The organism is Vibrio gigantis, from assembly GCF_024347515.1.
Classification (GTDB): domain Bacteria; phylum Pseudomonadota; class Gammaproteobacteria; order Enterobacterales; family Vibrionaceae; genus Vibrio; species Vibrio gigantis.
The window spans coordinates 1,592,201-1,614,068 of the sequence record NZ_AP025493.1 but is presented as its reverse complement, the minus strand read 5'-3'; the positions used below and the strand labels follow the sequence as shown (position 1 = coordinate 1,614,068).

At 44.4% G+C, this 21,868-nt stretch carries 17 protein-coding genes; 12 read left to right on the top strand and 5 right to left on the bottom strand.

Features of this window, described 5'->3' with window-relative positions; translation table 11 throughout:
- Window positions 1–2 precede the first annotated feature (2 nt).
- Window positions 3–1,250 carry an SGNH/GDSL hydrolase family protein gene (locus OCV56_RS23210; RefSeq protein ID WP_086714873.1) on the top strand — a complete coding sequence of 416 codons (1,248 nt, stop codon included), beginning with the start codon at window positions 3–5 and terminating at the stop codon, window positions 1,248–1,250.
- Window positions 1,251–1,401: 151 nt separating this feature from the next.
- On the opposite strand, the gene OCV56_RS23205 is transcribed toward OCV56_RS23210, so the two are convergent.
- Window positions 1,402–2,733, bottom strand: a complete 1,332-nt coding sequence (locus OCV56_RS23205; protein WP_086714872.1) for a DEAD/DEAH box helicase — start codon at window positions 2,731–2,733, stop codon at window positions 1,402–1,404.
- Between the two features lie 361 nt (window positions 2,734–3,094).
- Here OCV56_RS23205 and OCV56_RS23200 point away from each other — a divergent pair, with 361 nt between their 5' ends.
- A complete protein-coding gene (locus OCV56_RS23200) occupies window positions 3,095–3,361 on the top strand; it encodes an Lpp/OprI family alanine-zipper lipoprotein (RefSeq protein ID WP_086714871.1) in 267 nt (88 codons plus the stop codon).
- Window positions 3,362–3,517: 156 nt separating this feature from the next.
- On the opposite strand, the gene OCV56_RS23195 is transcribed toward OCV56_RS23200, so the two are convergent.
- Window positions 3,518–4,492: a L,D-transpeptidase family protein gene (locus tag OCV56_RS23195; protein ID WP_086714870.1), complete on the bottom strand. Its 975-nt coding sequence runs from the start codon at window positions 4,490–4,492 to the stop codon at window positions 3,518–3,520.
- A 347-nt stretch (window positions 4,493–4,839) separates the two neighbouring features.
- On the opposite strand from OCV56_RS23195, the gene deoD reads away from it, so the two are divergent.
- The 4 genes from deoD to OCV56_RS23175 all read left to right on the top strand — a co-directional run bounded on the left by deoD (window position 4,840) and on the right by OCV56_RS23175 (window position 10,338).
- Window positions 4,840–5,550 carry a purine-nucleoside phosphorylase gene (gene deoD / locus OCV56_RS23190; protein WP_048661021.1) on the top strand — a complete coding sequence of 237 codons (711 nt, stop codon included), beginning with the start codon at window positions 4,840–4,842 and terminating at the stop codon, window positions 5,548–5,550.
- A gap of 82 nt (window positions 5,551–5,632) precedes the next feature.
- Window positions 5,633–7,102 (top strand): lactate dehydrogenase, encoded by a 1,470-nt coding sequence (locus tag OCV56_RS23185; protein ID WP_086714869.1) that lies wholly within the window; start codon window positions 5,633–5,635, stop codon window positions 7,100–7,102.
- Between the two features lie 186 nt (window positions 7,103–7,288).
- Window positions 7,289–8,758, top strand: a complete 1,470-nt coding sequence (locus tag OCV56_RS23180) for a hypothetical protein (RefSeq protein ID WP_086714868.1) — start codon at window positions 7,289–7,291, stop codon at window positions 8,756–8,758.
- Window positions 8,758–10,338 carry a GGDEF domain-containing protein gene (locus OCV56_RS23175; protein WP_086714867.1) on the top strand — a complete coding sequence of 527 codons (1,581 nt, stop codon included), beginning with the start codon at window positions 8,758–8,760 and terminating at the stop codon, window positions 10,336–10,338. The genes OCV56_RS23180 and OCV56_RS23175 overlap by 1 nt, the downstream gene beginning before the upstream one ends.
- Before the next feature lie 100 nt (window positions 10,339–10,438).
- On the opposite strand, the gene OCV56_RS23170 is transcribed toward OCV56_RS23175, so the two are convergent.
- Window positions 10,439–11,341 carry a DMT family transporter gene (locus OCV56_RS23170; RefSeq protein ID WP_086714866.1) on the bottom strand — a complete coding sequence of 301 codons (903 nt, stop codon included), beginning with the start codon at window positions 11,339–11,341 and terminating at the stop codon, window positions 10,439–10,441.
- 250 nt (window positions 11,342–11,591) lie between these two features.
- Between OCV56_RS23170 and OCV56_RS23165 the strand changes: the two genes are divergently transcribed.
- From OCV56_RS23165 to OCV56_RS23140, 6 genes are all read left to right on the top strand, one after another.
- Entirely contained in the window at window positions 11,592–11,987 is a 396-nt protein-coding gene (locus OCV56_RS23165; protein ID WP_086714865.1) for a DUF3302 domain-containing protein, read from the top strand.
- Window positions 11,987–13,117: an HlyD family secretion protein gene (locus tag OCV56_RS23160; RefSeq protein ID WP_086714864.1), complete on the top strand. Its 1,131-nt coding sequence runs from the start codon at window positions 11,987–11,989 to the stop codon at window positions 13,115–13,117. The genes OCV56_RS23165 and OCV56_RS23160 overlap by 1 nt, the downstream gene beginning before the upstream one ends.
- Before the next feature lie 301 nt (window positions 13,118–13,418).
- Window positions 13,419–13,967: an ECF-type riboflavin transporter substrate-binding protein gene (locus tag OCV56_RS23155; protein WP_086714863.1), complete on the top strand. Its 549-nt coding sequence runs from the start codon at window positions 13,419–13,421 to the stop codon at window positions 13,965–13,967.
- Between the two features lie 6 nt (window positions 13,968–13,973).
- A complete protein-coding gene (locus OCV56_RS23150; RefSeq protein WP_086714862.1) occupies window positions 13,974–15,668 on the top strand; it encodes an ABC transporter ATP-binding protein in 1,695 nt (564 codons plus the stop codon).
- A complete protein-coding gene (locus OCV56_RS23145) occupies window positions 15,665–16,504 on the top strand; it encodes an energy-coupling factor transporter transmembrane component T family protein (RefSeq protein ID WP_086714861.1) in 840 nt (279 codons plus the stop codon). Before OCV56_RS23150 ends, OCV56_RS23145 begins: the two co-directional genes overlap by 4 nt.
- A 221-nt stretch (window positions 16,505–16,725) precedes the next feature.
- Window positions 16,726–17,196, top strand: a complete 471-nt coding sequence (locus OCV56_RS23140; RefSeq protein ID WP_086714860.1) for a hypothetical protein — start codon at window positions 16,726–16,728, stop codon at window positions 17,194–17,196.
- 82 nt (window positions 17,197–17,278) lie between these two features.
- On the opposite strand, the gene glgB is transcribed toward OCV56_RS23140, so the two are convergent.
- A complete protein-coding gene (gene glgB / locus OCV56_RS23135) occupies window positions 17,279–19,462 on the bottom strand; it encodes a 1,4-alpha-glucan branching protein GlgB (protein WP_086714859.1) in 2,184 nt (727 codons plus the stop codon).
- A 175-nt stretch (window positions 19,463–19,637) separates the two neighbouring features.
- Window positions 19,638–21,818 carry a 4-alpha-glucanotransferase gene (gene malQ, locus OCV56_RS23130; RefSeq protein ID WP_086714858.1) on the bottom strand — a complete coding sequence of 727 codons (2,181 nt, stop codon included), beginning with the start codon at window positions 21,816–21,818 and terminating at the stop codon, window positions 19,638–19,640.
- Window positions 21,819–21,868 lie beyond the last annotated feature (50 nt).

Genomic DNA, 21,868 nt, shown 5'->3' with positions numbered 1-21,868 from the left:
TGATGAAAAATACGGCTTTAATACTCGCGTTAACCATACCATTTGGGGCTTATGCTGCAGAAGACTCAATACCGACACCCGAATCGATTACATCAGCACAAGTGCTCAGCACACAAGGTTCAGAAACCTATTCTTATGTTCGATGTTGGTACCGAACTGACGCATCACATGATTCCCCTGCTACCGACTGGCAATGGGCAAAAAAGGAAAATGGTGATTACTACACAATCAACGGATATTGGTGGTCTTCCGTTTCTTTCAAAAACATGTTCTACAGTGATGCCCCGCAATCTGAAATCAAACAGCGTTGTGAACAAACCCTCGGCATCCAACATGACGTTGCAGACATCACCTACTTTGCGGCAGACAACCGCTTCTCCTACAATCACTCTATTTGGACAAATGACAACGCTGTCCAAGCAAACACCATTAATCGTATCGTCACCTTTGGTGATAGCCTGTCCGATACCGGCAACCTATTTAATGGCTCTCAATGGGTTTTTCCGAACGCTGATTCATGGTTTTTAGGGCACTTTTCGAATGGTTTGGTTTGGACTGAGTACTTAGCAAAGGCGAAAGATGTTCCTCTTTATAACTGGGCTGTGGGTGGCGCAGCAGGCACCAATCAATACGTCGCGTTAACGGGTGTTTATGATCAAGTCACCTCTTATCTAACCTACATGAAAGTGGCTAAAAACTATCGTCCGGAAAACTCACTGTTTACCTTAGAGTTTGGTCTCAATGACTTTATGAACTACAATCGAGAAGTCGCCGATGTAAAAGCTGACTTTAGTAGCGCACTGATCCGCTTAACAGAATCTGGTGCGAACAATATACTGCTTTTCACATTGCCCGATGCGACCAAAGCCCCTCAATTCAAATACTCAACCGAACAAGAGATCATAAAAGTTCGTGGCAAGATTTTAGAATTCAACCAATTCATCAAAGATCAAGCCGAGCATTATCAAGAGATGGGGAAAAATGTGGTGCTGTTTGATGCAAGTGCATTGTTCGCAAGCATCACCGACAATCCACAACAGCATGGCTTTCGAAACGCGAGTGACGCATGTCTAGATATCAATAGAAGCTCGGCTGCTGACTATTTAAAAAGTCACAGCTTAACCAATGATTGCGCAACCTATGGCTCAGACAGCTATGTCTTCTGGGGCGTGACACATCCAACGACCGCTACGCATAAATACATTGCCGACCATATCTTAGCTTTTTCATTCTCAACCTTTGATTTCTAAAGCCATCAGCGTAACTCCATATCTTGAGGTCGCCCGTCTCAGGTACAGAAGCTAGGTACAAAAAAACCGCCATCATAGGCGGTTTTTATTTACGTTAGCTTTTATAAAGATCTGTTTTTATAAACATCAGATTTTAGCTCACGCGAGTTAGTTACTCATCGTCAGTTTTTGGCGCAACTTTCTTCTTAGGGATAAACACGCTATCACCCACAGCCACATTTTGGTGGAAACTCTTATCGCGTTTAACTGGCTTCTTCGCTGTCTTCTTCGCTTGAGGTTTACCCGATTTCTTAGCTGGACCGCCCTTCTTGAAGGCTGGTTTGCGAGGCTTAATGCCTTTGAACTTACCTTTTAGGCCTTCAAGTACAGAGAAAGTTAGGTCTTGTTGAAGGTAAAGCTCAACACGCTTAAAACTATCCCAATCTTTTGGACCAACCAAAGAGATTGCATCGCCTTTGTTACCTGCACGGCCAGTACGACCAACACGGTGCACGTACTCTTCGGTATGCTTCGGCATATCAAAGTTAATAACGTGGCTTACGTTTGGAATATCGATACCACGAGAAGCAACATCAGTGGTTACCAAAATCTTATAAACCGCACGCTCAAACTGACTCATGATCGCATTACGCTGCGTTTGATTTAAGTTTCCGCTCAGTGCAACTGCTTTAAGCTTCTTCTCGTTAAGCTTATCCGTTAGGCGATCAGTATCAGCACGAGTTGCGGTGAAGATCATTACCTGACGGTATTCAGCTTCTTCCAAAACACGGTCTAAAAGCGCTTCTTTATGATCTAGGTGATCACACAGGTAGAATTTCTGAGTGATATCAAGGTGCTGCTCGTTAGAAACACCAACCGAAATGCGCTTAGGTGCGTCTAGCATCTCATTAGCAATATCGTTCACTTCAGCGTGATCCAGCGTTGCAGAGAACATCAAGGTTTGACGACGACGGTGCTTAGCTGCATTTGCAATGCGACGCAGTTCTGGAGCAAAACCAAGATCAAGCATACGGTCAGCTTCATCAAGGATCAGTGTTTCAACACCGTCAAGGAACAATGAACGGTGCTCTAGGTGGTCAGCAAGACGACCAGGAGTCGCTACGATAAAGCGAGGGTATTTACGCAGTGCTTTAACTTGGTCGTTAAAGTTTTCACCACCCAAGATAAGTGTTGCTTCGTAAGACAAACCACCAAGCATGCTACGCAATTCGCCATATACCTGCTTAGCCAACTCACGAGTAGGAGCCAAAATTACACCACGAGGATCTTTAGCAGAAAACGCCTTTGTTTTTAACGCTTTATGTATCATTGGCAACACAAACGCCAATGTCTTTCCTGATCCCGTTTTTGATGAAGCCAATAGATCCTTACCAGCAATAGCAACAGGGATCGCTTTTGATTGGATCTCTGTCGCCTTCTTGAAGTCGTAATGTTTTAAGTTCTTCAGTAAGCGGTTATCTAAGCCTAAATCTTTAAAGTGCAAAGGACTCTCCAGTCATGATGGTATTGAATAAAATTAATTTAACGTGACATGATACCGCGAAAGTACTTTATAAGGATAGAGATCACAGTAAATTTATCCCTTTATATGATACTAAATAGAGGATTATAGTCCTTGCCCATGTAGACACTGCCCCATAACTCCATTCCTTTCTGACCGCCCATTCATTCATCTCAAAACTGAGACTGACTGTGATACCTAGCTAATTACCTCAAAAATTTAGCAATTTCTAGCATCATACTTTTTGCGCTTAAAAAATTAGTCGCTACAATCATTAATGAAGCGACTATATGATAAAGAATGTATAGCGCATCTTTTGATGATAAATAAGCAAGGAGTTCTTATGAATAAGACGTTAATCGCAGCCGCAGCCTCTGTGTTCATTCTAGCAGGTTGCTCTTCTGAACCAGAAGAAGCTGCAGTGTCTGAAATTGATCAACTAACTAACCAAGTGGCTCAACTTACAAGCGAAGTCGAAGCACTTAAGAGTGACAAAGCAGCTGCAGAAATGAAGGCTCAAGAAGCAGAAGCAGCCGCTATGGCAGCCAAGGAAGAAGCGGATCGTGCTAACGAACGTATCGACAACATCGCAGAGTCTTACACTAAGTAGTTTGAGATCTAAGCACGATTAAGCTGTAAGATTAAATAGGTCGCAAAAAGCAGTAAATTGATAGCACCACCTCTTAACGGATGTGGTGCTTTTGTTTGGGAAGAGCCGAACAGGTAATCTAATAGAGCAAATTGCCTCTCAATAAAGAGAATTGAGTTAGAACTCAATCGCAGGGGGTGCGATTTCAACGGGTACACCATTTTGCGCAAAGATAACCGCTTTCGCCTTTGAATTGGGCAGTTCTGCGTCTTCAAGCCACCATTTAAGTTCCACTGGAATCTGTAATGATTTCTTTGAACCATCACTTCGAGTTAGTGGTTCGTGCGCTTCAACAAATACACTTCTATCTGGTTCTAATGACACCTTAATCGGTTCATTGATAATTGTGACCTGTTCACCACGATTCACTTGCTCAAAAAGCCACTCAATATCTTTAGGTTCCATTCGGATACAACCAGAGCTGACTCGTAGACCTATTCCGAAGTCTTTATTAGTACCATGTATCAAATAGTCGCCAGCACCATAAGCAAGTCTCAAAGCATACTCACCCAATGGATTTTCCGGACCTGCGGGAACCACTCTCGGTAGTTCAATTCCCTTTTCAAGATACTCTTTGCGAATTGATTGAGGTGGTGTCCATGTTGGATTCGGTCTTTTTTGGCTTATCTTGGTGATCATCTCGGGAGTATCGCGCCCCACTCGACCGATGCCGACAGGGAAGACATGCACCTGGTTTTTCTCGGGCTCAAAATAGTACAACCTTAATTCAGCAAGATTGATGACAATCCCCTTTCTTGGGGTATCAGGCAGGATCAAACGGCTTGGAATGCTTAATACATAGCCTTCCGGTGGAAGAAAAGGATCCACGCCTTTATTGGCCGCCATTAAAGAAAGAAAGCCAATATCGTATTGCTTGGCGATGATAGCCAAGGTTTCGCCTGCCGCCACTTCATGTTGCTGTATTCTGCCCACAATACGGCTCTCTTTCGGAGGAAGCTCAAAGGTTGCAGCAGACACCCACGATGAAGTGAGTCCTACAACGATCAAACTGGTTTTCACAGAAAGCAACGCGGCCCTTCGTAGTCGTGTTTTCATTAACTGTAAAGGCGTCGAATTAGCGCAATACGACATACAAATCCTTGGTTTGTCTTTATATCAAAGTTTAGATTATCGCTGATCAAACGTCTCTACAACGTATTGTTGTCTCGAAACCGATAAGCAACAAGTCTATCTGTAGGCCTTTTCCTTTCATCAGCTTGCAATTCACCCATACAAAATCGATTGCCTTTACGCTTTCAACATATTTGGTTATCAATATTAATAAAACTATAATGACAGGCCTGTTTTGTGACTAAAGTCTCATGGGGCCACGTTTTAACTCGCTAATATTGCCTCAACAAAACGAATTCAATTCAACAGAATCGGTAATTGATTAAATCCTGTTCCTTTAATTACCGTTTAAACTTTGGAGAACGACCATGGCTACACCTCATATTAATGCTCAAGCTGGTGATTTCGCTGAAACAGTACTTATGCCGGGCGACCCGCTTCGCGCAAAATACATTGCAGAAACATTCCTTGATGACGTGAAGCAAGTTTGTGACGTTCGCAACATGTTTGGCTACACAGGCACTTACAAAGGTAAGAAAGTTTCTGTAATGGGCCACGGTATGGGTATCCCATCATGCTGCATCTACGTACACGAGCTAATCGCTGAGTACGGTGTGAAAAACGTTATTCGTGTAGGTAGCTGTGGCGCAGTACGTGACGACGTTAAACTAATGGACGTTGTTATCGGTATGGGTGCATCTACTGACTCAAAAGTAAACCGTATTCGTTTCAACAACCATGACTTCGCTGCTATCGCTGATTTCGGTCTTCTAGAAGAAGCAGTAAACCAAGCACGTGCACAAGAAGTTCCAGTTAAAGTTGGTAACGTATTCTCTGCAGACCTTTTCTACACTCCAGAAGCTGACCTTTTCGAAAAAATGGAAAAGCTAGGCATCCTAGGTGTTGATATGGAAGCGGCTGGTATCTACGGTGTTGCTGCGGATCTTGGTGCTAAAGCACTAACTATCTTAACAGTATCAGATCACATCATCCGTGGTGAGAAACTAAGCTCTGAAGAGCGTCAGAAGTCTTTCAACGACATGATGAAAGTTGCTCTAGAGACAGCAATCAACATCTAACGATTTGATAAAAGATACATTGAAAAGCGTTACCCCGCAGCCAGGCTCGCTTGGCTGCTCAAATAATCCCGAGGGGGAGATCGTGTCTAACGACAAGCTGCCAAAAGATGCGGATGGTTTGCAACTCAACTTTTGTAAAACATTGGCGTGTGACAACTTTGGCTTGAGCGATGCAAAACGGTATGTTTTGCAACACGCGAACCCTAAGCGTCCAGCGATGGTTTGTCGTGAATGTGGAGCTTTCCCCCCCTTACTTAACAATCGTGAAGTGTTAAGCGAACTTCATCGCCTAAGACAACTTCACAGCGACGGGCTCCCTGCTTGTCGTAATGATGATTGCGATAACTTCGGCTTATCAGTTCATACCCACAAACATCTTTATCATGCCTTCGGCTACAGTGGCGACAGGCAGCGCTATAGATGCAAAGACTGCCAATCAACCTTCGTTGATAAATGGTCTGGCTCCAATAAAAAACTTCAGTTTCAAGAGAACCTCATGGGCTTACTGTTCATGGGTTATTCCGTACGCGAAATCTGTAGAAAACTCGAGATCAACCCAAAGACTTTCTATGATCATGTTGACCATATTGCTAGCCGCTGTCGTCGTAAATTAGCGATGATCGATGCACGATGGGTTAACCATGCGAAAGATTACGAATTCGCATCTCATTACCAGCGTCTACAGCCACAAAGTAACAACGGTGTGGTCTGGATCGCTACGGGCGAGGCGCATTCTGGCTATATCCTTTGCCAGCACGTTAACTACTCTCAAAATGAAGAACCATCAGGGAACGTTGACCACAACCCTTATGATGATGTTGCACGCTTTGTATCTAAAGATCACTCTTCAGAAGCGAATCTCGAGCTGCCTCAGCCGTCTGACAAACTAAAAGAGCGCATTGAACAGCAGTACCAAGTGATTCTGGCGAGAGGTAACGTTGAAGATCCGATGGGGAATCTCACCACATTTAGCTACCCTTCAAAAGGCGCACTCATTCGACCACCTTATACCTCTTATGCTCACTTCCTACATGTGCTGGATATGTGTAATGAAGACAAGCACGTCGCTATCTATATGCCACAAGATCCATTACTAAGATCTGCCGCTTTAAGCGTATGTTTGCCTCGCATTCAGAGTCAAAATATTGACCTAATGTATGTAGAGGAAGATTCCGGATGGCAAGACGACCAAAGTTTTGAAAAGATCGACATCGTTCACATGAGTTGGTGGCGAGATCGCTGGGCAATTGCGAATCAAGGTGATAACCAGAAAGGTATCTGCTACCTGACCGGTAACAATCCAGAACCAAAACAGTGGTTTAACACGGCCTCAATTCAACAAACTAAGTTCTATCAACAACGCTTCCAACTGTTATTTGATAGCTTTATTAATGAGCCCAGACGTAAGCTTCGTCCTGGGGGCATTCTTCCATTGCTCGACATATTTAGAGCTTGGCACAATCTGTGCTACCAAGATAAGCAAGGGCTCACGGCAGCGCAACGCTTAGGCGTAGCAGAGCAGCCGCTAACTCTAAAGCAACTACTTTCATAGCAACAAAGCCTCTAGCTAATTATTCGGGAACTCATTGATTTTAAAGTAACAACATGAGGTAACACCCATAATTAGAAAAGATTGATGTTCCTTTGACGCCCTAAGAAAGATAATTGGTGCTTATCTCAAATTACACTCTTATAATGATTGTGTTATCAATATGTTCGATAATCATGGATCTAAGTCTTGGACAAAAATCAGTACCTTCTTGAAACAGAATTAGAAAAACTCAAAACTCGTGTCGACTCTGAGCCATCAGTGATCCTAGAGATTGCGCAACAGTGCCTAGTCAGATCAGAGCAAGTTCTGTTTGAAGAAGGCGCTATCCAGTCATTGATGTTAATGGCAAGATGCTGTTGGAACCTGATGGATTACCAAAAAGGTTTGAAATACATCAAGGAAGCCTACAAGCGCCAAAGCCGTTTAGATACCGACCTATTTCTTCCCGAGATTCTCCACTTACACGCGCTCCAGTTCTGGGGACAAGCCAAGTATTACTCCGCCCAACAGTTCTGGATCAATGCCTTAGAGCAATCTGCACTGGTTGATGAAGTCGAGATTCAAATTGAATGTCTCATTGGCCTTGGCAACATTTGGCGAATGACTCACGAATATAAGCTGGCTCGTTCCACCCACCAGCTAGCAGTCAAAGTGGCCAATAACAGCCGCATTGGCTGGCTGGAAGGCAAAGCAAGAATCCTTCTTGCCTGGGATTACTATCTACTCAACAACTATGTTGAAATGTTGTCGGTGCTCGACGGTGCGGAAGAAGCGTTAAAAGAACATAAAGATAACACTTGGCATGCAGAAGTGTGGGACTTCCGAGGCCTTGCACTACTTGGTCTTGAGCGTTTAGATGATGCTGAGCGCGCCACAGCCAAAGCGCACAATCTAGCCGTAGAACATAACCTTGTCTGGATGAAAGCGCACTCTTACATCAGTCGAGCACGATTAGAACTCCTGAGAAAAAGGCCAGAACAAGCAGCAGAGTTACTGAGGCTCGCTGAACAATCGGCAAATGAATTCGATAACGGTGAGTTACTTAGTCAGATTTGTTACCAGCAATCTTTGGTTGCAGAAGAAAACCAAGATTTCAAAGCTGCGTTAGTCGCCTTTAAAAAGTACCGTCAATATTCTACCGGTATGCTTAAAGAGCAAACTAATCGTGTCGGTTTGGACAAAGCACGTAGTTCAAAACGCCAGCTTGAACAGAGAGCACGAAAGCTGATTAACCGTATTCGTGGTCAACATGAGTACGATCCAGAAAAGCATCTCTCTTATGTTGTCTCTGAAACCTTTTGGTGGGAGAAACTGGTACTCTTTAAAACAGAACTTAAGCGTTCAAATCACAGCATCATTATGTTCCATCATGTCGACACTGATTACTTAGATGTCTGTACTGAGATTGCCCATACCCTATGTAATCAAAACGACTTCATCGCAAGACTAAGTTCTGAACGTGTAGCTCTCATGCTCTCTGAAAAAGGCGAAGCCGCAGAGCAAACCTTCCAAATTCTTAGCACCATGCTTGATATCTATCCATGGCATAGAAAAGGATTAAAGGGTTCGAGGCCGACCGTCAGCCTCAATGATATTTTAACGTTCCCGTTCACGCTTGAACAACTAGAAGAAGACGATGCTGAGGTAATAGAATGATGGAAACTCTATTAAGCAAGATCACAGACGCCGGTTTAGATCCTTCATCGGTATCCGGTGAAGAAGCGATCATCTTCTGGAACCACATTCGTCAGCACGTTTCGACGACGCAAACAGAACAAGCACACTGCTATATCATCAGTTCTGAATACCGTGCCGAGTTACAACAAAATCAAACCAGTATCGAAGAGTTGAGACTAGCACTCGACCTACTCCACCTTCCTGCCGATATCGAAGACATTCTGACAGTCAAAACCAGCCTAAGTGACCGCTTAGTTGAAATTGGCGATTACACGTCAGCACTCAATGAATTCGTCAGTTCATCGACAATCGCGGTTGAACACGGCCATATCGATGAGTATGTATTGGCAATCTTAGGCATGGGTAACCTGTGTGATGCCTATGGTGATCACAACCGAGCACTTCGCTACTATCAAAAAATTAGCAGCATTGACCATGCAATAAGCAGTCGTTCACTTCGTCTCAAGTTCAAGCTCCATATGGTAGCAAGCCTACTGCTACTCAACCGTATTACTGCGGCTAGCGACTTACTAAATGAGTGCGAAGAACTGAGTATTCTGGTGAGTGACAAGCTGCTCACAGCTCAGATATTGCTTTACCAAGCGAAGGTGCTTCGCGCTAAGAAAAAATACCATGAAGCGCTACGCTGTCTGTCTAAGGTTCAATACCCAGCCAACAGCACTCAAGCAAGCTGGCTTGCTACCATGACTCGTCTAGAGCTAGCACATTGCCTAAGTGCAACCGGCAAGCAAGACTACGCGAGCATGATCTTGTCGAGCACAAATAAACGTGTCAAATCCTACTCCTCGCCAGTGCTTGCAAAGCGATTCTACGACTCTCTAAGTGATGTATGTATGAATCAGGGGCGTTTTAAAGAAGCGCTGAGCTATGAGAAAAAAGGCTATCGAATTGAAACCGATCTGATGAAGCAGATCCCGATCAGTGAACTGGGTGCGAGTCAATTACGCCGCCTGTCACGTTTTGAATTGCAGCTTAAGCTCATTCTATCTGAACAAGAAAACCGAGAGTTGAAAGAAACAACCGAACAGCACAAAAACGCAGTGGCGCAACTACAACAGGATGTCTTCACCGACCCATTAACGGGGTTACACAATCGCCGATGGCTAGATGTAAAACTCAAAGACATGCTGTTACATGACACCTCTTTTGCGCTAATGGTTGTCGATATTGATCACTTTAAATCCATCAATGATGAGCTGAGCCACTTAGTGGGTGATAAAGCGATCGTCAGCGTCTCTCAAGAGCTTAGGTCGTACTTCAAGTTCAGAGGCGCTTCATGTGTCAGATTTGGTGGAGAAGAGTTCTTGGTCATTCTAGAGAACACCGATCTTGCGAAGGCAGAAATGCACTCTGAAAATTATCGAGAGCGCATCTTCCAATTCAGATGGCATGAAATACTTGGAGAACGCGGTTTAACCGTGAGTATTGGTATCACTATGCACCGCGAAGGAGAGAACACACAACGCACCTTCTACCGAGCAGACAAAGCCCTATATCGTGCGAAAGCGAACGGTCGAAACCAAGTATGCACTGAGTAGTTAAGTGAAATTAAAGTAAGTGCTGAACCACGCATGCTCTGCGCTTACCCAATATCAAATCACAAACTTGATTCGAGCTTAACCTATTGATGAAATGACGTTATTGATAGAAGAACAAAGATATTCCCCCTAGCGCGGCAAGCGTACCAATAAGGCTATGCTTTGAGATCTTTTCCCCTTTTAAGGCATAGATCACCAGAATAAAGACCGGGCTGGTCGCTATCAAGGTTTGTGCAATCGCAGGGTTAGCATTTTTCAACGCCACCTGTTGAAGCCACAGAGCGAGAAACGTCCCAACAAAGATTGCCCCTAACAGCCAAAGTTTATCGAGCTTGGTCATTTCCCATAGATCTCTTTTTATCGAGGAGTACGGCTTCTTTTCAACGAAAGGGATCATCATCATCACGGCAAACACACCAATCGCAAGGCGAATCAAAGCACCTAGCAGTGGTGGAATATCACCCGCCACTAAAGCGTAATGAGAAATAACCACACCGGATGCCTGACAAACACTCGCTACAAGTCCAAAACTAATGCCCTCCCATTGTGCTTTGCCTTTAGAGTCGCCGCTCTCCGATTTTGATGGCTGGAAAACGACGAAAGTCACCGCAAGTGTTGTAATCACGACACCGAGCCAGCTTTGCAATGTCAATACAGCGCCAAGGAACATTAATGCCAACACACCAGAAAGAGGCGGAGCTAAAGATTCCAGTAACAGAGTCTTATTAGCACCGATTCTTTTCAATGCCGCAAAGTACGCGCTATCTCCAATCGCAATTCCAATCACACCTGAAATCGCCAATATTAGAAAATGGTTAGTACTCAGTTCAAATTCAGGCATAGGAATAAGAGGCATCACAAGCAACATCATCCCAGACGCTACAACACCCTTAACAATGTTCAATTGCATCGCAGAGAAACGATGTCCAAATTGTCCATAAATCCATGTCGCACATGCCCACACAATCGCAGCACCAATGGCCGCCAATTCACCTATATACATCCGTATTTATCCCTTGTGGTTATGCACGTCATTTAGAATCATAGCTGTCATGATTTCAGCTGGAATACAAAAAAGAAAGCCGAAATAGTCTCTTCAAATGCGATCAAATTTTATAAGCTTCATCAATGCTTTTATTTGCATTAGAAGCGACAACACATTATTTTCAACTCAGTAAATCATTTTTATAACAATTACTTGGATGATAGCGTAGTATATTTATAACTAATATCTAACATTACAAGGATCTGTTATGTTTTTAGACTACTTTGCGCTCGGTCTACTGATTTTCGTAGCATTAGTCATCTTTTACGGCATCATCGTTATTCACGATATTCCCTACGAAATTGCGAAAGAACGCAACCACCCTCATCAAGATGCTATTCATGTCTCAGGCTGGGTTAGCCTTTTCACTCTACACACTATCTGGCCGTTTCTTTGGATTTGGGCGACGCTATGGCGCAAAGATCGCGGCTGGGGCTTTGCCAAACTAGAAGAAGAACAACACGATATTCACCACCGTGTTGATTCGTTAATCGATCAAGTGAGCGCGCTTCAGGAAGAAATCGCACAACTAAAACAAGTTGATTCCGTTAAAGCGGAACAAAGTAACGATCAGAATAACGCTCAAGATCAGGAGGCTAAGTAATGGATTTACTGCTGATAATGACCTATGCGGCACTTTGCATCACCATTTTCAAGGTGTTTAATATCCCACTAAACAAGTGGACTGTACCCACCGCCGTTCTTGGTGGGGTAATCATCATCGGTACTTTAATCCTACTGATGAATTACAACCACCCTTTCACTCAGATTGGTAACCAAGTTTATTCAACAACCCCTGTCGTTTCAGGAGTTCGAGGTAAAGTGATTGAAGTACCGGTAGAAGCGAATAAACCTCTTAAAAAGGGCGATATCCTTTTCAAGATAGATCCTATTCCATTTGAAGCTGAAGTCGCGAGATTAGAAGCTAAAGTGAAAGAAGCGAGCCAAGGTGCGCTAGGAATGGAATCTGATGTTGCTGAAGCAGAAGCAGCGAGAATCAAAGCCATTGCTGAAAGAGACAAAGCTCAACGTGAATTCTCTCGTTACAAGCGCGGTTATGATAGTGGTGCCTTTACCGAACAACAATTAGACACTCGCAGACAAGCTTATAAAGCATCAGAAGCCGCGGTAAAAGTTGCAGATGCTAGCCTAGAAAAAGCAAAAATCGCCTTGGACTCAGAGATAGGCGGCGAGAACACAGCAGTGTTAAGCCTATTAGCCGAATTGCGTAAAGCTCAGTTTAAATTAGAGCAGACTGTGGTTCGGGCACCTACGGATGGGTACGTTACACAACTAGCATTACGCCCAGGTGTAATGGCAGTACCACTTCCTTTGGCTCCCGTAATGACATTTGTTCACACTGAAGAACAGTTCTATACCGCCGCGTTTAGACAGAACTCCTTACAACGCCTACAGCCTGGTTACGAAGCTGAGTTTCTGTTCAGAGCATTACCAGGAAAGGTATTTAAAGGGCGCATCGAAGAGGTGATCCCAGCCATTGGTGAAAGTCAGTTCCAAGCCAGAGGTGCGCTACTGGGCACTGAGGCACTGCGTACTAGCGGTCGTGTGTTTGTTAAACTGACCATTACTGATGATCTGTCTGACTTCCACTTACCTATGGGTACAGCGGTAGAAGTTGCCGTTTACTCTGATAGCTTCACTCACGTGTCTATCATGCGTAAAGTACTTATTCGCATGAAAAGCTGGCAAAACTATCTATACCTAGACCACTAAACGGTCGTAGATATGCGAGAACCCGCTTAACATATTGTTAAGACGAATGAAAAAGCCAGACCCGTTCTGGCTTTTTTGTTGCTTGATTAACCGTAAAATTGCGCATTCCACACGATATTTAAGTGTTCAGATGGAATTTTAGACATCTAGACACTTACCTTCCCTTATGGAAGGGTTCTACTGTATAATGCGCGCCTTATTTTTTATATTTGCCCAAAAAACGTTCTCATTGAGACGCATATTAATAATGGCGAATATTCGTTCTTTATTGTGCTTTATCTTTCAGTATTCGAGGTTATCTATGAACTTTTCAGCTAAAACAGTCGTCGTTATTGCCATTGGCGCGGCACTGTACGGCATTGGTGGTTTACCTATGTTTGGTGTCCCAGTGTTTGCGAACACGACATTGAAACCAGCAATGGCAGTCCTAGCACTGTTTTCTGTTTTGTTCGGCCCAATTGTTGGTTTCTTAGTTGGCTTCATTGGCCACTGGGTAACAGACTTATTCGCAGGTTGGGGCGTGTGGCTAACTTGGGTATTAGGCTCAGGTATCGTAGGCATGGTTATTGGTCTATTCCCTATGATGACTAAAAACCGTCTTCAACAAGGCGAACTGCCAATGAAAGATTTTGCGCTATTTGTCGTACTTGCCCTTGCTGGTAACGTCGTGGGTTACGGCTGCTCTGCATTCCTAGATACCATCCTATACGCAGAACCGTTTACTAAAGTCTTCACTCAACTGTCAATCATCGCAGCAGGTAACACTATTCTGATCGCTGTTGTGGGCTTCCTGATCCTAAAATCAGTCGCGAAACGCAATAAACAAAGCCGCAACCTGACTGAGGCATAAGCGCTGATGACTATAGCATTTTCGAACTTCTCTTTTAGATATGAGTCGCTGGATAAACCGACGCTAAAAAATATCAATCTAAGGATAGAGAAAGGAGAGAAAATCGTCATTATTGGACCTAGTGGCAGTGGTAAATCTACCCTAGGTCAATGTCTTAACGGTCTAATCCCTCACGCGATTAAAGGTGAGGTCTCCGGTTCTTTAGAGATCAACGGCAAGAACATCTCTAAGTTTTCAATGCACGATTATACCGAGCAAGTCGGCACGGTATTGCAAGATACTGACAGCCAGTTTGTGGGGTTGAGTATCGGTGAAGACATCGCCTTCGCATTAGAAAACCAGTTGATGTCGAACATTGACATGTACCCATTAGTTAAGTCGACAGCAAAAATGGTCGACCTAGCGGGTATGCTTGATCGTTCTCCACACGACCTTTCTGGTGGTCAAAAACAACGCGTATCGTTGGCGGGTATCTTAGTTGATGACGTTGATATTTTGCTGTTTGATGAGCCTTTAGCAAGCCTTGACCCTAAGACAGGCAAGGCAACGATTGAGATCATCGACCAACTGCATAAAGAAACCAATAAGACTATCGTGATCATCGAGCATCGCTTAGAGGATGTTCTACATCGCGATATCGACCGCGTGATCTTAATGGAACGCGGTGAAATCGTTGCAGACATGACACCCGATGAAATATTGGCTTCTGAACTGCTTGAGGCACACGGTATTCGTGAACCACTTTACCTATCAGCACTTAAAGCAGCCAAAGCACCTCTAACAAGCGAAGACAAGCTATCCAACCTCAAAGCTTTAGATTACAAAAGGTTTCGCCCTGCGGTTCAAGCTTGGTTTGCTGAACGTCCAGCTCCGATAGCAGAGAAGCAATACATACCCTTACTCGAAGTGCATGGACTCACTTATTCTTACGACGGCGAGAAGAACGCACTCGAAGATGTAAGCTTCAAGATTGGCAAAGGTGAGTTTGTTTCGATTCTGGGCAAAAACGGTTCGGGCAAATCCACCATCACCAAGCTCATCATGGGCGTTTTAGATGCTGACTCAGGCTCTTCATACCTGAATGGTGAAGACCTATCTGAACTTTCTATCTTTGAAAGAAGTCAGAAAGTCGGTGTCGTAATGCAAAACCCAAATCATATGATCTCCCATCATATGATTTTTGACGAGATCGCTTTTGGCCTTCGTAACCGAAATATTGCAGAAGAACTTATCACAGAAAAAGTAGAGCATGTTCTTGAGCTGTGTGGGCTGAGCAAGTTCCGCCACTGGCCAATCGAAGCACTGAGCTACGGTCAGAAAAAACGCGTAACAATTGCTTCTATCCTGGTATTGGAACCAGAGCTTCTTATCTTAGATGAGCCAACAGCAGGTCAAGATTACCGTAACTACACCTCAATGCTGGCGTTTATCCAAAAGCTTAACCGCGAGTTAGGTATCACGGTCGTGATCATTTCACACGACATGCACCTGGTTCTAGAGTACACCACACGCTCAATTGTAATTGCTGACAGCAAGCTGATTGCTAACGCAGACATGACTGAGGTGTTCAGCCAACCATCGCTGCTAGAGCGCGCAAACCTTTGTACCACCAGCATTTATGAACTCGCGACTATGATGAAAATTGACAACACCAATGCATTTATGCAGTACTTCATCGACTACGAGAGAAGTTCGCTATGAATGCATCAAAAGTAAAATTCGGCATCAACTACATTGATACAAAGTCACCGCTGCACGCTCTCAATGGCATCACCAAGTTTGCGCTGTTTTTGGCTTGGGTAACCGTTGTCCTTACAACGTTCGATCTTAGACTCATCGTTGTTTTGATCCTGACTGGCTTATATCTATTAAAGCTGACTCAAGTTCCTGTACGTGTTTACAAGCCGCTATTGATTGGTACTGCAAGTGTTCTAAGCCTAAATGCCTTATTTATGTATTTACTGGCTCCACAACAAGGTCCTGAACTCATCGGCAGTGAAACGTTATTATTGACACTTCCTGGCGATTACTCATTGAGTCAAGAGACACTGTTTTACTTAGTGACCGTGACGCTTAAGTACATGAGTATGTTCCCGATAGCGCTAATATTTGTATTCACAACGCATCCAACTGAGTTTGCAGCGAGCCTCAACCGTATCGGTGTCCCATACAAGATTGCCTATGCTGTTAGCCTAACATTACGTTATTTACCTGAAGTAAAAAAAGACTTCATTAATATCATGCACGCTCAGCAAGCTCGTGGCGTAGAACTATCGAAGAAAGCACCACTTATTACGCGCATCAAAAACGTTGCTAAGGTTCTAGGTCCACTCATTTTCTCTAGCTTGGACCGTGCAGACGAGATCTCAAACGCAATGACACTGCGAGGCTTTGGCCGACACAAAGCGCGTACTTGGTATAGCTATGCACCTTTGAAACGTATCGACTTTGTTTGTTTGAGCATCATCATTTTTATCGTTGTGTTAGCTATCGCGAAACGCGTTCTGGAGCCGCAGCTATTTTGGTATCCGCTCTAGCTATCGCAATTAGAAAATACAAACAACAACTTTAAAAAACACACCGCTCATTAGGGCGGTGTTTTTTATCAGCCTCAGATCTGTTCAAAATTCAAGCAAACAGTCGCCGTTATCGTTTTTTAACGATAAATTGACCATTTATTTGTCTCAAGGTTTGAGGTTTCTTTCAGAAACTCTTAATATGCTTATTTACAGAATGTTACACTCAATAGAGATTTGTAATGGCTCGAATTACTCAAGTACAGAAATTAGAAAATCAAAAAAGCTACGATAACATCGTACTAAACCTTTTTCTGGCTGAAGGACATGAGGCACTAACTTATGCAAGGATTGCTCAAGAAATTGGCATTAGTTTAACGACGCTTCAGGGCTATTATCCATCGACTCGTGCTATCCGATCTGTGTTACATCGGCACATGTTATCGATCATCTTAGAGAATCTTGACTTCTCATCAGAGGAAATGTTTCTGCAATCATGGCAAAACGCTCTCGATGATGAACAGTTCCGATATGTGATCAAATTGATGTTCTTTCATGCTTCACAAGTGAAAAATCCTGAAGAGTTCAATATCAGCTCTGATGGTGAGTTTCGAGATAAAATGCTTGAGAGCTTTGGAACTGACTCCATTAGGATTATTGAGACCGTGGTAGGCCGCTCTATGCTCTACCTTACAAACTTCAAGCAGCACTAAACGAGATGTTCTGAAGTAGAAAAAGGGAACCATAAGGTTCCCTTTTTTTGTACTATCTACGCTCGCATTGTGCCAGATTACATTACGGGTTCAACTTGTAAAAAATAGTCGACAATGGCGGTAGGCGTAGCTCAATCGAAGTATCCAGTCCTTCACTCTGAACAGCTTCGACTTCGACAACCTCTTTCACGTCATAACCACTGCCGTTGTATTTAGCATCATCCGTATTAAGTAATAGGCTGTACTTACCTTGCGCCGGAACACCTAGGCGAAAGTGCTCGTGTGGTACTGGCGTAAAGTTCGATACTACCAGCACACGCTCACCAGATTCGCTGATACGCTCGTGAGCTAGGATGCTCGCTTCTGCTGAATCCTGAAGACGCCATTCAAACCCTTTGGGGTCGAAGTCAAGATCGTGCATCGCGGCTTCATTACGGTAAAGATGGTTCAGATCTTTCGTTAGATTTTGGACACCTTGGTGGCGTTCATAGTCTAATAAGAACCATTGCAGTTGGTCGTCATGGTTCCATTCAGCCGTTTGACCAAATTCAGCCCCCATAAAGTTAAGTTTCTTACCCGGTTGTGCGTACATGTAACCCATGTATGCGCGTAGGTTAGCCGTTTGCTGCCACTCATCGCCCGGCATCTTGTTATGGATAGAACCTTTACCATAAACCACCTCATCGTGAGACAGTGACAATACGTAGTTTTCGCTGTGTGCGTAAACCAGCGGGAAAGTAATCGTATCGTGATGATATTTACGGTTGATTGGATCTTCTTGGATGTAAGACAGGCTATCGTGCATCCACCCCATGTTCCACTTAAAGCCGAAACCTAAGCCGCCCATAAATGTCGGAGCTGAAACACCAGGGAAAGCCGTCGATTCTTCCGCAATGGTCATCGCATTCGGGAAGTGTTTGTACACCTCTTCGTTCATCCATTTCAATGTCGCGATTGCGTCGTAATTCTCATTGCCGCCATCAACATTTGGAATCCATTGATCGTGGCTGCGCGAGTAATCGAGATACAACATCGAAGCAACTGCATCTACGCGGATACCATCAATATGGAATTGTTCGAACCAGTACAGCGCGTTTGCCACCAAGAAACGGCGCACATGTTCACGACCTAAGTCATAGATGTACGAGTTCCAGTCTTGATGCCAACCACGACGTGGATCTGGATCGTGGAACAACGGCGTACCATCGAAATTAGCTAAACCGTGGTCATCACTTGGGAAGTGCGCTGGAACCCAGTCAAGCACAACGCCTAGGCCAGCTTGGTGACATTGATCTACGAAATATTTGAAGTCATCTGGTGAACCGAAACGGCTGGTTGGTGCGAAAAGACCAACAGGCTGATAACCCCAAGATCCATAGAATGGGTGCTCTGAAACAGGCATCAATTCGACGTGTGTGTAGCCAAGATCCGTTAGGTATGGAATCAACTCTGCAGCTAGTTCACGGTAATTTAGGAATTCACCTTCAGCGTTACGCTTCCAAGAGCCCGCATGCAGCTCATAAAACGAAAGCGCTTCTTTCCGCTTCTGCGTTACTGGGCGATTCTGCCACTTAGCATCTTGCCACTCGTAACGAGCGTGATCGTAAGTCACAGAAGAAAATGATGGGTATTGCTCGGAGTAGAAACCCCATGGGTCAGCTTTATGCGGTAAGCCTTCGCCATCAGGTCCTTTTAATTCAAACTTGTATTGAGCACCCTCTTCCAGTTCAGGAATAAATAGGCCCCACATACCGTAGTCTAGACGCTGCATTGGGTGGCGACGACCATCCCAAGAGTTGAAGTTACCTACCAAGCTTGCCGCTGTTGCGTGCGGTGCATACACCAAGAAACGAGTACCTGAAATCGTCTGTCCATCACGCTCTAGCGTAATAAACTGAGCCCCCATGTGATGGTACATATCTTTAGGTGTGTGAAGATCTTCATAACTCGCATACAAATCATGGTACTGGTAAGGATCATCGATGATCTGCTCTACGCCAGCCCAATCAACAGCAAGCTTATAGTGAGTGAAACGTAAGTCTCTCTCTTGCTCAAGAATGAAACCACTTTCACCCTCTCGCGCTAACTCTATACGAGGTTCCTTTCCAACAATCAACTCGACTTTATCTGCTCCAGGAATCCATACACGTAATGCACCTTGATCAGAAGGTAGGTATGGACCTAAAAACGCAAATGGGTCTGTGAAGCAAGCCTGTGATAGTTGGGTATATATTTGTTTTTGCTTTGAAATCGAACTTAGTTCCAAAACGTTTCTCCCTAACCAAACATCCAAAAAACATAATACAAAAATGCCCGCTATTAGTGCGGGCAATATAACGACGGTTTATTCTACCAGATGAGCATTCATTATTGAGTGACCGAGGTTGTAGTTTCGTACGGCGTAAGCAAAAAACCACCTGATTTCAAGTCACTCAACGTCATTACTCACCTGCTTTTTCTCGAACATCTGTCAACTTAGAAGCGATACGATTGACGCCTTCATGAGCAAAGATTTCGTCTAAGTTCATTGATAGTTTACGACGCCAGTTAGGGTACTCATCTACCGTGCCAGGAATGTTTACTGGCTGATCCATCTCAAGCCAATCTTCCAATTGAACACTTAGCAATGTTGAACCACCCGCTGCAACGTGCAGTTGAAGTGCCTCTGCAAGGTAAGAGTCCATCGGCACTTGGCTCGCATCACGGCCAACACCCTCTGGTAGGAAACCATGCCATGCCACTGAGTCTAAGATGCCTTGTTTGCATTCTAGACGGTCATCGAACAAGGTTTCCAACTGCGCTGCATCTGGGTATAAACCAATCTCTTGGCCCATTTTTAAGTCATCACAGTGCCAGAAACCACGAAGCGTTGGCATGTCGTGAGTACACAGTGCCGCCATCGATTGAGATGCGTAATGTTTCGGTGAAATGAAACCGCCGTCTTCTTCTGATGTTTCGAAGAAGAAGACTTTGTAAGAATGAACGCCAGCATCAGCCAAGATGTCTACGATCTCATCTGGTACTGTGCCTAAATCTTCCCCGATAACGCTACATTGGTAACGGTGAGATTCAAGTGCCAAAATCGACAGCATATCTTGTACTGGGTAGTAGATGTATGCGCCTTTGGTTGCGTTTTCGCCTTTTGGAATCCACCACAAACGCAGTAGACCTAACACGTGGTCAATACGCAGTGCACCACAGTGTTTCATGTTCGCACGAAGCAACTTGATATAAGCATCGTAGCTTGTTTCTAGAAGCACTTCAGGGTTCAGTGGTGGTAAGCCCCAGTTTTGGCCTAGAGGACCAAGGATATCAGGTGGAGCACCGATGCTCGCATCCATTACTAGGTTGCCTTCATCAGCCCAAGTCTCGCTGCCTGAATCTGCAACACCTACCGCTAGATCTCGATACAGACCAACCGCCATGCCTTTCTCTTCAGCAAGCGATTGAGCATCATTGATTTGGCAATCTGCCAACCATTGCAGGTACATGTAAAGATGCACTTGCTCTAGGTTTTCTTTGATGTATTTCTGTGTCGCCGGGCTGTCGAATGTACGGTACTTCTCAGGGAATACCGGCCATCCCCACATGCTTGAATCTTCAGCATGCAGTTCACCGTGCAGTGCATCGAACGTCGCTTGATGCATCAGGCTGTCGCCGCCCTCTTCCACAAACGCTAGGAAGGCTTGTGCACGATCGCTGTTCTTGTCTAGGTGACGAGTCTTAAACTCTGCGAATAGCAGAGGCAAGATGGTCATCTTCAACTCAGACACTTCGGTGTAGTTCACCCAGTGTGCATCACGCGCTTTCTGTAGGCGTTGTTGGAACTCTGCGCTGCCTACGGTTTGTTGCGCTTCTGCACTTAATGCGAATTCAGGTACTGAGCTCACATCAATATATAAGATGTTCAACCAGCGACGTGAAGACGGGCTGTATGGGCTCGCACCTTCAGGGTTTGCAGGGAACAATGAGTGAATCGGGTTTAGACCAACGAAGTCACCGCCGCGAGACGCGATATCAGCAACCAACTGTTTTAGGTCGCCGAAGTCACCAATACCCCAGTTGTGCTGAGTTCTTAGTGTATAAAGCTGAACACTTGGTCCCCAAAGCTTTTTGCCTTGCTCAATTGGAGACTGCTTGAAACATGCTTTTGGCGTAATGATCAGTGTCATCTCATAAGGCTTCTTACGGCGCTTACGGCTCACAATTAACTTGTGATAACCCCATGCCAAATCACTTGGCAATGCAAACACTAAAGGGCCACCCTCGGCACGCTCATCACGAACGACTTGAGATTGAAGATAGCCTTCGAGTACCTCTCCTTGCTCGGTTTCTAAGCGCCAGCTGAACTCGCTTTCACGAGCACTAACACCTAAATTCAGCGCCACTTCTACTGGCTCACCATCACGCAAGACAAGAACTGGGTCTAGTACATCTTTTTTGTGTTTTCTTTCTGCTGACTTTAATAGTGCATCATCGCTGCTTGTATCGTAGCCCAATGAAGCCAATAGAGACGTAATAGTTTCGTCTGATACCTGTGCTTCATCGCCCCACGCACTAACGTAACTGTCGGCAATGTTTGCCATTTCTGCGACTTGTTTTAATACGGTCTGTTCTTTCATCGCTCTCTCCGAAAACGTTCTGACGCTTTCAATTTTTGTAGGGTTGTTTA

Coding starts and splice junctions, on each gene's coding strand:
- OCV56_RS23195 (WP_086714870.1), bottom strand. CDS start 4,492: ATGTCGTATTGCGCTAATTCGACGCCTTTACAGTTAATGAAAACACGA.
- OCV56_RS23155 (WP_086714863.1), top strand. CDS start 13,419: ATGAACTTTTCAGCTAAAACAGTCGTCGTTATTGCCATTGGCGCGGCA.
- OCV56_RS23200 (WP_086714871.1), top strand. CDS start 3,095: ATGAATAAGACGTTAATCGCAGCCGCAGCCTCTGTGTTCATTCTAGCA.
- OCV56_RS23150 (WP_086714862.1), top strand. CDS start 13,974: ATGACTATAGCATTTTCGAACTTCTCTTTTAGATATGAGTCGCTGGAT.
- OCV56_RS23140 (WP_086714860.1), top strand. CDS start 16,726: ATGGCTCGAATTACTCAAGTACAGAAATTAGAAAATCAAAAAAGCTAC.
- OCV56_RS23160 (WP_086714864.1), top strand. CDS start 11,987: ATGGATTTACTGCTGATAATGACCTATGCGGCACTTTGCATCACCATT.
- deoD (WP_048661021.1), top strand. CDS start 4,840: ATGGCTACACCTCATATTAATGCTCAAGCTGGTGATTTCGCTGAAACA.
- OCV56_RS23145 (WP_086714861.1), top strand. CDS start 15,665: ATGAATGCATCAAAAGTAAAATTCGGCATCAACTACATTGATACAAAG.
- OCV56_RS23210 (WP_086714873.1), top strand. CDS start 3: ATGAAAAATACGGCTTTAATACTCGCGTTAACCATACCATTTGGGGCT.
- malQ (WP_086714858.1), bottom strand. CDS start 21,818: ATGAAAGAACAGACCGTATTAAAACAAGTCGCAGAAATGGCAAACATT.
- OCV56_RS23165 (WP_086714865.1), top strand. CDS start 11,592: ATGTTTTTAGACTACTTTGCGCTCGGTCTACTGATTTTCGTAGCATTA.
- OCV56_RS23175 (WP_086714867.1), top strand. CDS start 8,758: ATGGAAACTCTATTAAGCAAGATCACAGACGCCGGTTTAGATCCTTCA.
- OCV56_RS23170 (WP_086714866.1), bottom strand. CDS start 11,341: ATGTATATAGGTGAATTGGCGGCCATTGGTGCTGCGATTGTGTGGGCA.